Here is a 13,077-nt window from a genome sequence, read left to right as displayed (position 1 = left end):
ACAATTGTCCCGGGCTGTGTTCGATGCCGAACGGTATGGCGGCGGCTCGATCACTTAGCCTTCCATTGTCCTTTCGCGATTACGGATATCGACTCCGTTAAAAACACGCGACACGGGTTGACCCGATTGAAATAGCAGCCGTTCTACGTCACCGAATGCCGTACCGTGCAAACAAAATGAAAATTGTCCATATTATTTCGGGACTCGGGGTGGGCGGCGCCGAAACGTTGCTTCTGAACCTGGTTTCGGAGTCGCGCACCGCCGGCGGTACGCACGTCATCATTTCCCTGTCCGCCATGGATAAGATGGCGGACCGTCTGCGCGCAGCGGGTGCGGAAGTCAGGTTTCTGGGAATGCGACCCGGTGTTCCGAATCCGCTGCTCCTGATTCGACTGGCCAGGTGGATCGTCGAAGCCCGCCCCGATGTCGTCCAGACATGGATGTATCACGCGGATATTTTCGGCGGTGTGGCGGTGTTGCTAGCACGGCTGATGTTTCGGCTCAGCAGGCATCGCCACCGGTTCGTGCTCGTCTGGGGCATCCATCGAACCGAAGTGCCCACGGCCAAAGTCGGGCGCGTTCTGAATACGCTTGCACGAATGGGCGCAGCGACCTCCAACCGGTTGCCGGATTCGGTCATTTGCTGTGCCAACGCGTCGTTCAGAACTCACGTCGAGTACGGCTACGAGCGCACGAAGATGCGGGTGATTCATAACGGCTTCGATGTTCGCAAGTTCGTGCCGGACGCCACCGCAAGGACTACGCTGCTGAATTCGCTCGGCCTGCCGCCAGGCTCGATACTGATTGGAATCGTAGGACGCTCCAATCCCGCCAAGGATTACGATAACTTTCTGCGTGCGGCCGCGATGCTTCATCAGCGCGTGCCGGAATGCCATTTCGTGATGGTCGGCAAGGACGTCGATGCCAACAACAAGGCGCTCGCACGCACGATGAGCGAGCTCGGCTTGACCGGCGTCTGTCACTTGCTGGGCGCCCGCAATGACCTGCATCGGATCATGCCGGCGTTCGACATGCTGTGCCTCTCGTCCCGAACAGAAGGCTTGCCCACGGTCGTGGGCGAAGCGATGGCCTGCAGCGTTCCGTGCGTGGTCACGGACGTGGGCGATACCGGCCAATTGGTCGGCGACACTGGTCTGGTTGTTCCGCCGCGCGATCCCGTCAGTTTGTCCGACGCGCTCGAACAGATGGCGACGTTGAGTCTGGAGCAGCGCAAGACACTGGGAAGACTGGCGCGCGAGCGGATTGTCGAATCCTTTTCGATTACGGTGTGCTGGCAGCAGTATCGGGACATGTACGCGACATTGCTACGTGCGAAGGGTGTGACGCGTTGAGCGTCACACCTTTGAACGCGGCTACCGGACGATCGTGGGATTCGTGATGTCGATCTTCGGCCCCGCACGGTCATAGTCGGTGCTAACAAAGGCGTCTCTCCTCGGACGAATCCAAGTGGGCGAATTGCTCGTGATATAGCCGGTGACGACGCTGCCTTTCATCTTCAATCCGGATACACTGAAGGCCGCTTCCCTGCTGTCTTCGTCCTTGTGTCCGCTGATCACGACGCTGACGTTCTTTTCCCGGCTTCCCGGCAGCGCCTCCAGATAGACCAGAATGCCGAACTGGCAGTGCCGTGTCGTCGGATTCACAATCCGGATGTTTTCCACGATGTCCGTGTTTGCGTTCGGCTCGATGTCCAGTCCGGCGGAAGGAAGCGTACCGGCTATGTTTTCCCACACCGGACGATCGAACAGAATATTCTTGCCGCTAATAATCGAAACACCTTGTCGACGACAACCGGAGGCATAGTGATTCATTACCCGGATGTCGCTCGAATAGGGCAGACCATTGCCGAAGCTGTTGGCGATATAGATGCCGTCTCCCCAGCAGTTGGTCGTGCTGGGGGACAGTATCGTCACATCGGTGCTTCCTGCAATGGATATGCCCATGCCCCACTCTCCGCCCTTCACGGCGTTCAGTTCTTTACTGCCGTCGACGCGAGGATTTTCCAGAACCACGTGCCGCACGTCCCAGATACGGATGACCTCATAGTTTTGCGTGTCATGCGGAAGCAGTTTGATCGAGGCGCCGGGCGCGAAACGGACGCGGCTGTTGCTGCGCATGTGCAGTCCTTCCGCGTCGATCCTGCATGGGCCCGTAATCACGAGCGTCTTGCCGACCGAATTGTCGACCGCCTTCTGAAGCGCGGCACGGTCGTTCGTCTTGCCGTCCGCGCTGACGCCGAACGATCGATCGATGACCTCGTCAGTCGCGGCGTGCTGATTGGTCACGACGTCGGCCACCGCAGCGAGAGGACGCGTGATCGCACCCACCATGCTGCTGAGGAGAAAAGCATTTATCGCTCTCCGGCTATTGCGCACCGTGCACCCCATAAAGAGTTCAGCCCCTCAAGCGGCGCATCGCGCGCAACGGGGTAGAGGTTAGAAAACGCATCGCCATCGCGACGCCTGGGACGGAGGTTTTGACACTCGCGGCCTCTTCAAAGGAGATGAACCGCGAGCGGTTCTTCTTCACGAATCCAACGATCCTGTCGATCTCGGGCTCGCTGAGCGTATTGACATGCAGGCAGATGGAATACACGCCAAAACCAAAATGCAGCGGCGTTGCGAACAGTTGCGGCACCGCGGTCAGAGCGCCGAACTTGTACGGATAGACGCCGCTGCCGTCCGTCAGGTACTTGAAGTCCAGATCGGCCAGTGCGCGGAGCGTCGCTTCATCGAACGAGTGGGAAGGCGCCATGAATACCGGCTGCCAAACGCCTTGTTCCTGGAGTATCGTTTTTCCCGCTTGCAGTTTGGCGAACTGCTCCTCGTAAGAGAGACCGGCCAGCTCTGATTTGCTGCCGAGACGCAACAGCCCGGGGTGCTCGGTGACGTACTGGTGGGTGTAGCCGTGCTGCGCGATGCTCCAGCCGCGATCGGCCCAACCACGGACCGTATCCCAGAACGCGTCTCTCGCCGGCTCGACAACGAGCGTCTGATCGAGGCAGTTCGGCACGACGCCGATGAGCAACGGCAGGTCCTGATCCATGGAAAGCTCATCGAAGGGATCGAATCGTGACCAGGCCATTTCCGGGGTGACGTCATCGAAGCGCAATATGAATTTCGGAACGACCATGGCCACTCAATCTCCTTCAGGATATTTCGCTGAATCTGTCAAATCTGCCGCTCGCGCTGACTCGCCACGACCACTTCGCGAGGCACGGGGTCCAGCAATTCGCTATACACCCGCAGCGTCTTGCTGATCACGATCGATTCGTCGAATTCACTCAGCGCCTTAGCCTGGGCCGCAAGGCCGAGTTTCCGGCAAAGCTTCCGATCGTCGTCGAGCAGGCGAATCGCATCGGCCAACGCCGCGGCGTCGCGCACCGGAATGAGCAAGCCGTCTTCTCCCGTGCCACTGACGACTTCACGGCAGCCCGGGACATCGGTGGTGATCAGCGGCAACGCGCACGCGGCCGCCTCGATCAGCGTCTTGGGCAAGCCTTCGCGGTAACTCGGCAGCACCACGACGTCCACTTCGGACAGCAGCTTCGGCATATCGCTGACATGTCCCAACCATGTGAGAAGGCCGTCGTTAGCCCAGCCTTGGACGAGCTCGCGGGGGACCGAGGCGGGATTGCCATCGTCCGGGGAGCCGGCAAGAAGAAACCGCACCGAGCGGTTTTCATCTCTCAGTGCCCGGGCCGCCTCGACATACTCGGCAATCCCTTTGTCCCACAACAGGCGAGCAGCCAGCACGACCCGCAATGGAGCCTGTGTGTTCTCATCGGTCTCTTGCCGGGCGGAGAACCGCGAACAGTTCACTCCGGACCCCTTGATGAGCTGTATCGACCGATCGTCGACAATTCTCGCCCGCTTGAAAATCGCGACATCGTCGGGATTCTGCAGAATCAGCGCATTGCGTCGGCCATTCAGAGCGGACCGCATTAGTTGGCGCACGATAGGCCGCAGCACGCGGGCTTTCAAATCCCGGCTCGTGAAGACGTAGCCCATGCCCGCTACAGCGTTGATTCGCGCGGGCACGCCGGCAAGCTTGCTCGCCAGCGAGCCGTACACCGCGCTCTTGATCGTGAATCCGTGGACGAGGTCGGGCTTTTCGCGGCGGAGAAACCGGACGAGCCATGCGAGCACACCGAGTTCGCGCAACGGATTGAGGCTGCGACGATTCATCGGCACGGCGTGCCAGCTAAATCCGAGTGCCTGCAGCTTCGGTCCGAATTCTCCCGGCGGCGACAGCAAGACCACTTCATATCCGTCTTGCCGCAGTCTCTGCGCCAGCGAGAGCCGGAAGTTGTAGAGATACCAGTCGGTATTGGCAAAGAGAACTACTTTACGTCCGTTCATGTCCGCTCCTGAATCTCTGAGCTGTATGTAAACACGGCAGGTCACGACCGCAACCATGCCGTTGGGTTTTTTCAATGCGTGGATTCAACAGCCTTTGCACGCGCCCCAACCCGTTCGAACAACTGGTCCCAGATATGCAATACCGCCTTCAACGAATAGCGTTCCCGTACCGACATGGCGGCCTTCCTGCCCAGTTCGGCGCGCAGCGGGTCGTCCGAAATCAGCCGGCGTAACGCGGCAGCCATGGAATTCGCGTCGCCTGGCGGGATGAGCAGGCCGTCCTCGCCGTTGCGCGTCAACTGCCGTGGTCCGCTAGGACAGTCGAACGACACCACCGGCAGTCCGATCGCCATGCCTTCCATCAGCGCCATGGGCAAACCTTCGTGACTCGACGACATCGCAAAGACCTGTCCCTTGGCCAGTTCGCTCCACGGGGTCAGCGTCCGTCCTGGCAGAAAAATCCGCTCTCCCATGCGCAGTTGCCCGATCTGAGCCTCTAGCGCCGCGCGCTCCGGTCCTTCTCCCCAAATCCACAAGTCCCAATCAGGGCACTCGTCCGCCAGCAGTGAAAAGGCGCGGATCAGCAAATCGAATTGCTTTGTCCTGTTCAGCCGTCCCAGCGAAATGACGCGCTTGCGTGCCGTGGCCGGTTGCCGTTGCTGGAGGAACAGTCCATCGGGCAGGGGATTGGGCATCACCGCGATATCCTTCATTCCCGGCACGACCTTTCTGAACGGCGCGACCACGTCGTCGGTCAGCAGGGTCAGGAGATTGGCCTTCGGATAGATGAACCGGCACAGCAGTCGCCACAACAACGAACGGCGATCGGCAAGCGGATTCGTGTGCTCGCTCACGATGATGGGAATGCCGAGCCCTCGCGATGCGAGAATCGTCGCGACATTCACATTCGTCAGAAACGACACGATCACATCCGCCCTGCTCTCGCGCATGAGCGCACGCAACGCACGCATGCGCTCGATAAAGGCGAGCGGTCCCCGGCCTCGCCGCGTCACCAGGTCAGCCAGGTAAACGAACTTCACGCCGGCTGAAACGGGGTAATTGCAGGCGCTCCGCCCGGAATACGTGGCGACGAGCGTGACCGAGTCGCCGCGCTCGACCCAGGCATTGACAAGCGTCGCGGCGACACTTTCGGCACCGCCATCCTGCATCGCGCTAATGAACAAGACGATATTCATGAACGGTCCGGATTCGGTCCACGTGGTTGATGGAATGCAGCGCGCCCGGTACTCACTCCGTCACCCGCACGGAAGGACGATCGACGAGTCCTGAAGGTTTCGCGCCGGTTTGCGTGAACACGTCACGCCACATCGAAAAAACCCTGGCCACCGAGAACCGGTCGACGACAGCACGCGCGCGCGATGCCATGAGTGCCCGGGTCTCGTCATCCTTCATCAAGGTCGACAAGGCATTGGCGAGTGCTTGCGGGTCGCCAACCTGGCGAACCAGCAGGCCGTCATGGCCGTGGGTGATGATGTCGCCAGGACCCGCGTCGCAGTCGAAGCTCACCACCGCACAGCCGCTGGCCATCGCCTCGACGATCGTCATCGAGAAGCCTTCGAAGCGCGAGCTCAGAACGTAGAGATCCGCACGCTCGTACCAGTCAGGCATATTGCCGACCTGGCCCGGCAGGAGCACGCGATCACCCAATCCCGCCGCCGCTACTTGTGCAACGAGCGCGCGCCGGTCATCGCCATCGCCGAGAATGACGAGATCCCACGCGGGAAAATCGCTCGCGATCCGGGCGAAGGAATCGATCAGGATATCGAAGCCCTTCTGCTCGGCCATCCGTCCCGCCGCGAGCAATACGCGACGCTCCGCGCCTACGACCGTTTGCGGCGATACGAGAGGTTCCACGACAGGAATCGGCAGCGAGATCGAATTCGGAATAACGGTGACGCTTTTGCAATGGCAGTGTTCCTGCAGCCATACCTTGCTTTTCTCCGTCAACGCGACCACCTTGTCCGCGAACGGGTAAGTCCAGCGGCGCAGGCATTCCCAGAACTTGCCTTCGAACAGCATCGGCGGATGAATGTGCTCGGTCGCGATGACCTTGCATGGCAAGCCGAGGCCGGCCAGGATGGCCAGAATCGAGGGCCTTGTCTCGATACCGAGGACCACGTCCGGGCGCACCTGTTTGAGCACGCGCCGCAATGCCAGCATCCGGCGCGCATTTGCGAATACCGCGCCCGCCAGGCCGCTAGTGGCGCCCGCGAGATCGAGCGTCATGCGCTCGACCGAATCGTGTAGTGAATAAAAGTCGCTCGCCGTGGAAGTCAGCGTCACGACGCAGACTTCCTGACCTTGTGCCGCCCATTCGCTCGACAGATTCATTGCCACACGTTCCGCACCGCCGTAATGCAGTGAATGGATGAACAGCAGAATCTTCATAACGGACCTGCCTTATTCTTTAATGACCGGTTCGACAGCGTGAGAGACAGATAGCATACGAACGAACTGGCGCCCATGACGCCGGTTGCAAGAACGACCCCCGTGATGCCAAACCATCGAATCAGGAAGAAATTTGCAACTGCCTTTACAGCAAAGTTCACGACCGCGATGCCTGCCATGGCTTTAAAGCGACCTTGGCTCGCGAAAAGCTGAACCAGCACCAGTACCGAGAAATAGAAAGGAATCTGAATCAATCCCCAGCGAAACAGGCTGGACACCGCCACCGTATCGGCCGCGCTAAAGGCGCCGCGCTGAAATAGCAGCTTCACGACCATCGGCGCGAGAAGCCACGCCACCACCACCACCACGCCGCTGATCGCCAGCATGAACAGCGACCACTTTAGCGCGATGCTTCGGGCACGAACGTTATCTCCTGCACTCAACAGCTCCGATAAAACCGGCAAGGTCGCCCTGCTGATCGCCACCGCGCCCATGCTGACGATCAGGCCGAGCACGCGGCTTGCATAGCCGAGCGTCGCGATGTTGCCGTCGCCGAGACCGGCCACGAAATACTGATCCAGCGGCGTGGCCAGACTCATGATGAACTGGCCGATCATGAACACACCGACCGCGCGGTACATGTGGGGCCACTGCGGCGAGCTGAGAGAGAAGCTGAGTCGCGCGCGGATCTGGTCGGCACGCCCGGAGAGCACGCTCAATAGCACCGCCTGGAGGACGAAGCCGAGCGTGCTGCCCCAGATCAACGGCGCGGGGGAGCTTGCATCGTGCCAGGCCAGCACGAAGCCCAGCAACACAACCGCGGGCACGCACTCCAGCAGCGTGTTGACGTGCTTTTCGCGTGCCTGGAGGCGTGCGGCATAGACGCAGATCGTCAGCATGACGATGCCGACCGGCGCCATGCCGAGCATCATCCGGCGCGACATCACGCGGGTTTGGTCCGACAGGTTGCGCGCCATCAGGTCGAGCGCATACGGCCAGGAGAAATAGAGAATGACCGCGAACGCCACGCCGACGACAATCGCCATCACGTCGAGTTCGCCGAGAAACTTCGCTTGCTCCTGTTTTGGCCTCGCGCGCAGTTCGACCAGCGCCGGCACCAGCACGACGCTCAGGACAGCGACAAGCGTTGCCGGCAGCCAGGTGATCAGCGTGAGCGTGAGCTGATAGGCATCGACGACATTGCTGATGCCATAGCGATACGCGATCGCCATTTCCTTGAGCGCGCCCGCCGACTTGCCGATAAGCGCGAACATGGAAACCCAGACCGCACTGCGTGCGATCCGGCTATGGTCAGGATGAATCTGCGCAAGACGGTTTCGCCAACCTGCGATGTGAGACATTGACGTTACCGCCTTAAAAGAATCGACGCGTTGCGCATGAATCTGTCATGCCGAAGTGCGCCCGTGAGACTGGGCGCCTGAAGGCATTACCTTTGCGATACGAATTCGATGTACCAGGGCATCGCTCTGGACAAGCCTTCGACGAAGGGAATCCTGTTCTCATAGCCCAGCAGCCGTTCCGCCTTGTCGACATTGGCCTGCGAATGTCTGACATCGCCGGCGCGAAACGGCCCGAACACCGGGCGCTTGTCGCAGCGCACGCCGTTGTCGGTGAGCACGGCCCGCAAGCCGTCGTAGAGCTGGATCAAGGTTGTGCGATCGCCGACGGCGACGTTGTACACCTCGTTCCTTGCCGCCTCATCCGCCATCGCCGCCAGGATGTTCGCCTGCACCACGTTGTCGACAAAACAGAAGTCCCGGCTGGTTTCGCCGTCGCCATTGATCAGGACGTCGTCGCCGGCAATGAGCGCGGCCGTCCATTTGGGAATGACCGCGGCATACGCGCCGTCCGGATCCTGGCGCTGGCCGAATGCATTGAAGTAGCGCAGGCCGATCGTCTTGAAGCCGTAGGCACGAGCAAACACCGATGCGTACAGTTCATTGGCGTACTTGGTGACGGCATACGGTGAAAGCGGCTGCCCGATCTGGTCTTCGACTTTCGGCAAGCCGGGATGGTCGCCATACGTCGAGCTCGACGCGGCATACGTGAAGCTCGACACTTGCGCATCGCGCGCGGCCACGAGCATATTGAGGAAGCCGCTGATGTTCACTTCGTGGGTCGCGATCGGGTCGACCACCGACCGCGGCACCGAACCCAGCGCCGCCTCATGCAGCACGTGATCGACGCCATGAACGGCGCTCACGCAATCTTCCAGACGCCGGATATCGCCTTCGATGAATCTGAAGCGCTTCCATTGTTCCGGCGAAACGACGGAGCGTACTTCGTCGAGGTTGCGCTGATAGCCGGTGGAAAAGTTGTCGAGTCCGACCACGGTCTGATCGAGCTTGAGCAGCGCCTCCAGCAGATTCGAACCGATGAAACCGGCCACCCCGGTAATCAGCCACTGCTGCGGGTGCCCGGCGAGTTGTTGCCGTATTGTGTCGTAGCGATCGGGCATCGTGCCTCCGGATCAGATGAGAAAGCCATCACGTCGTGATGGCGTAGCGTGCGATATGCGTGGCATTTGCTAGAGACGCAGATCGCTGGCCTCTCGAGGCAGCAGGTATTTCAGGTCGTACAGCACATGCTCGGGCTTCCCGAAGACGCGAATGGCTTCCGCGCCCAGTTCCAGAAACCGGCGGTGCGCGACGGCCACAATCGTCGCGTCGTAAACACCTTTGGCGGGATGCTCGATGGGGTCCAGGTTGTGTTCGCGCCGGGCGTCCTCTTTCGAGACCCATGGATCGTAGACATCGACTTCGACGCCGTACTCCCGCAACTCGGCAACGATGTCGACGACCCGGGTGTTGCGCAGGTCGGGACAATTCTCTTTGAATGTGAGCCCCATGATCAGCACGCGGGCACCGGAGACGCCGATCTGCCGCTTGGTCAACGCCTTCACGAGTTGCGACGCGACATAACCGCCCATGCTGTCGTTCAGGCGCCGGCCGGCGAGGATGATCTCCGGGTGATAGCCAATGGCCTGCGCCTTGTGCGTCAGATAATACGGATCGACGCCGATGCAATGCCCGCCCACCAGACCCGGTCTGAAGGGCAGAAAGTTCCATTTGGTTCCGGCTGCCTGCAAGACCGACTCCGTATCGATTCCCATCTTGTTGAAGATGATCGACAGTTCGTTGATCAGCGCGATGTTGACGTCGCGCTGCGTGTTCTCAATGACCTTGGCCGCCTCGGCGACGCGAATGCTGCTCGCCTTGTGCGTGCCCGCGACGATGATCTCGCGGTACAGCTGATCGACGAGTTCAGCGATCTCCGGCGTCGATCCCGAGGTGACTTTCCGGATATCCGTCACGCGGTGCGCCTTGTCGCCGGGATTGATCCGCTCCGGACTGTAGCCGACAAAGAAATCCACGTTGAATTTCAGCCCCGAGGTCCGCTCGAGAACCGGCACGCATTCCTCTTCCGTCGCCCCCGGATAGACGGTCGATTCATAGATGACCACGTCGTTCTTTTTCAGCACTCTGCCGATGGTTTCGCTGGCGCCGATCAAGGGCCTGAGATCGGGACGCTTGTAGTCATCGATCGGCGTCGGAACGGTTGCGATGTACACGTTGCAGGCTTTCAGCTCTTCCGCGTCCGACGTGAACGTCATGCCCGTGGCGGCGGCCAGTTCTTCATTGCAGACTTCGAGCGTGACGTCCCGTCCTTCACGCAACGCCGAGATGCGGGTGCCGTTGATGTCGAAACCCACTACCGGGCGATGCTTGCTGAACTCCACCGCAAGCGGCAATCCAACATAGCCCAGACCGATCACGGCGAGTTTCAGCTCGTTTAACGAATGCATGATTGTTGCTCCCCTTTATTATGGATTCGCGTCTTTGTCAAAACCCCGGGCAAGATTCAGCAGGACTGAACCTTTGCCCGGGGCCACGCGCGCTATTTCGTGACCGAATCGGAGTAGTAAGCGTCGTATGCGTAGCCGCCGTACCGGCGCGACTGAGCGTAATTGCCGCGGCTCACCTTGAATCCGTTCAGCAGAATGCCTTCGACTTTCGAACCCGTTTGCGCCAGACGCTTGACCGATTCCGAGATCTCCCCAGCGCGCGTATCGGCGAAACGCGCGACCATGAAGATCGAATCGGCGACGGGCGCCATGGTCACCGTATCCGACACCGCAAGGATGGCGGGCGCGTCCAGCAACACAATGTCGTACTGCTCCGAAGCGGCGCGAATGGTTGCCCTGAAATTGCTGCTCAACAACAGTTCGGCCGGGTCGTGCGGGTACTCCCCGCACTGCAGGACGTCGAGATTCGGCAGCACGTCCTTGTGCACCGTGTCTTCGAGCGAACGGGCACCCGTGATCAGATCGGCCAGCCCTGCACCGCGTTGCAAGCCGAAGTACTGGTTCAGATGGCCGCGGCGCAAATCGCCGTCCACCAGCAGCACGCGCTTCCCGCCTGAGGCGAGCAAGGTGCCGAGATTGGCTGACAGAAACGACTTGCCGATTCCCGGCAGCGGCCCCGCGAGCATCACGACGTTGTTGCGTTCGCCGTTCAGCGCGAATTGCAGCGATGCGCGCATCGTGCGCAGCGCTTCTACAGCCGGGTCCATCGGGTAGCGGAAAGCCAGAGCCAGTTTCTCCGGGCCGCGGATGGCCATTTTCTGCGTCAGTTGCATCTGCTGGTCGCTAACCGGGATCGTCGCGTACACGGTCAGGCCGGTGCGCGATTCCAGCTCTTCCGGATCGGCCTCGCCCTTGAACAGATAATCACGCAGGAAAGCCAGCCCGACAGCGACGAACAGCCCCAGCACCGCTGCGATGAGCAGCACGAGCGATTTCGCGGGCTTGACCGGCCGCTCGGGGACGTCCGCGGTATCCAGCAACTGCACGGAAGCGGACTGACCGGCCTTGACCAGCCGCAGGGTGTCGATGTTGCTACGCAACGCCGCATACATGTCGGAGCTCATGCGCATGTCCCGCATCAGGCGCAGCGCACCTTGCTCCGCCGTCGGCATGGCCTTGACGCGGCTCGCGAGACTCTCGACGTACTTGTTGGTGCTGGCGATCTGCTGGTCGATGGCCACCACGCTCGGGTGCTCGGCGGTCAAGTGAGCGGTCAGGTCCTGGCGTTGACGCTTGAGGTCATAGAGGCGCGAGTCCGCTTCAGTGGCCTGTCTCAGGATGAGCCGGCTTTCCTCGTCCGCATCCAGAAGGCCGTGACTGTTGCGATAGGTGTTATAGGCTTCTTCGGCCTGCTCCATCTGGCGCTTCGCTCCCGGCAGCTGCTGCTCGAGGTAGTTCAGCGACTTCTCGGCGTTGGCACCCTTCTGATTCACGTTCTGGCGCACATACACCGCGCCGATATCGTTGAGGATGTTGGTCACGAGAACCGGGTCGCGGCCTTCCAGCATGACGCCCAGCACATTCGACTTGTTGCCTTGCTCGTCGATCTGGAGGCCCTTTTGCAGCTGTTCGAGGGCCTGCTGACGCGAGTGGCGCGTGAGCTTGAACTCCGCCCCGCTCTCGCCGTCGATCTTGCTCACGAGCAGATTGACCGGCCCGTGGCTGGTTTCGAATTGCTCGTCGACGCCGACGCGTCCGGTGACCGGCTGTTCCAGTCCCGGCCCGCGCAACTGGTACTGGCCGCCGGGCAATGCGGTGACGGTGTACGCGTTGCCTTCCTGCTTTCTCGGCACTTCGAACGTCGCCACGCTGATCGATTCGTCACCCCAGACGAAGCCGCCCCAGCCGAAGAGTCCGGGCGTCATCCGCGAGTCGGTGTGACGCGCGATCAGCCCGCCGAGCAGCGGAAAGCGCTTCGGCTCGGCTTCGATGTAGAGCTTGAGGTAATCCACCGTCTGCATGGCGATGGCTTTCGACCTCAGGATCTGCATTTCGCTTTCGGCCGAGGACTTCTCCTGGAACAACGACGACGCATTGCGCACCAGATCCTTCGAATCCGGCAGCGCGGTCGGTGAATTGTCCTCGACCCTGATCGAAATACTTGCTCGATAGATGGGCGTCGCACAAAACGCGTACAGCGCGCCCACCAGAATGAATGCCATTGTTATAGCGGCAATCATTTTGCGGTGATTAATCAACGTATCGATGATCGATCCAGGATCGAATTCGTCGTTACGTTCGGATAATCCCTCTGACGCTTGATATTTGAGTTTCATGGGCACGTCTCGTCACGTGGTTTTATTTGACCGCTCAGGCAAGCGGATTCGAACGAGGGAAATGTGCGATTAACGGTATTGGTCCTTTCCCTGACGCAACAGTACGGCACAGGCTGCACCAAGT

General features: G+C 60.4%; 10 protein-coding genes. 1 reads left to right on the top strand and 9 read right to left on the bottom strand.

Annotated features, from left to right (window positions below; all coding sequences use genetic code 11):
* Positions 1-176: 176 nt before the first annotated feature.
* Positions 177-1,352, top strand: a complete 1,176-nt coding sequence (locus HF916_RS17260; RefSeq protein ID WP_168790090.1) for a glycosyltransferase — start codon at positions 177-179, stop codon at positions 1,350-1,352.
* A gap of 21 nt (positions 1,353-1,373) precedes the next feature.
* On the opposite strand, the gene HF916_RS17255 is transcribed toward HF916_RS17260, so the two are convergent.
* The 9 genes from HF916_RS17255 to HF916_RS17215 all read right to left on the bottom strand — a co-directional run bounded on the left by HF916_RS17255 (position 1,374) and on the right by HF916_RS17215 (position 12,953).
* Complete coding sequence (locus HF916_RS17255; protein WP_240975567.1) at positions 1,374-2,306, bottom strand: right-handed parallel beta-helix repeat-containing protein; 933 nt, start codon at positions 2,304-2,306, stop codon at positions 1,374-1,376.
* Between the two features lie 109 nt (positions 2,307-2,415).
* Positions 2,416-3,153, bottom strand: coding sequence for a DUF2334 domain-containing protein (locus tag HF916_RS17250; RefSeq protein WP_240975659.1), 738 nt, complete (start codon positions 3,151-3,153; stop codon positions 2,416-2,418).
* A 38-nt stretch (positions 3,154-3,191) separates the two neighbouring features.
* The gene (locus tag HF916_RS17245; RefSeq protein ID WP_240975566.1) at positions 3,192-4,457 is read right to left on the bottom strand and encodes a glycosyltransferase family 4 protein; all 1,266 of its coding nucleotides are present in this window, start codon (positions 4,455-4,457) and stop codon (positions 3,192-3,194) included.
* Positions 4,454-5,578: a glycosyltransferase family 4 protein gene (locus HF916_RS17240; RefSeq protein ID WP_168790087.1), complete on the bottom strand. Its 1,125-nt coding sequence runs from the start codon at positions 5,576-5,578 to the stop codon at positions 4,454-4,456. The genes HF916_RS17245 and HF916_RS17240 overlap by 4 nt, the downstream gene beginning before the upstream one ends.
* Before the next feature lie 52 nt (positions 5,579-5,630).
* Positions 5,631-6,791, bottom strand: coding sequence for a glycosyltransferase family 4 protein (locus tag HF916_RS17235; RefSeq protein ID WP_168790086.1), 1,161 nt, complete (start codon positions 6,789-6,791; stop codon positions 5,631-5,633).
* The gene (gene murJ / locus HF916_RS17230) at positions 6,788-8,152 is read right to left on the bottom strand and encodes a murein biosynthesis integral membrane protein MurJ (RefSeq protein ID WP_168790085.1); all 1,365 of its coding nucleotides are present in this window, start codon (positions 8,150-8,152) and stop codon (positions 6,788-6,790) included. Before murJ ends, HF916_RS17235 begins: the two co-directional genes overlap by 4 nt.
* An 86-nt stretch (positions 8,153-8,238) precedes the next feature.
* Positions 8,239-9,270 (bottom strand): SDR family oxidoreductase, encoded by a 1,032-nt coding sequence (locus HF916_RS17225; RefSeq protein ID WP_168790084.1) that lies wholly within the window; start codon positions 9,268-9,270, stop codon positions 8,239-8,241.
* A gap of 69 nt (positions 9,271-9,339) precedes the next feature.
* Positions 9,340-10,617 carry a Vi polysaccharide biosynthesis UDP-N-acetylglucosamine C-6 dehydrogenase TviB gene (tviB, locus tag HF916_RS17220; protein WP_168790083.1) on the bottom strand — a complete coding sequence of 426 codons (1,278 nt, stop codon included), beginning with the start codon at positions 10,615-10,617 and terminating at the stop codon, positions 9,340-9,342.
* A 92-nt stretch (positions 10,618-10,709) separates the two neighbouring features.
* Entirely contained in the window at positions 10,710-12,953 is a 2,244-nt protein-coding gene (locus HF916_RS17215; RefSeq protein ID WP_168790082.1) for a polysaccharide biosynthesis tyrosine autokinase, read from the bottom strand.
* Positions 12,954-13,077 lie beyond the last annotated feature (124 nt).

This window comes from Paraburkholderia aromaticivorans, assembly GCF_012689525.1.
GTDB lineage: Bacteria > Pseudomonadota > Gammaproteobacteria > Burkholderiales > Burkholderiaceae > Paraburkholderia > Paraburkholderia aromaticivorans_A.
This window is presented reverse-complemented; position numbering and strand designations above follow the sequence as displayed.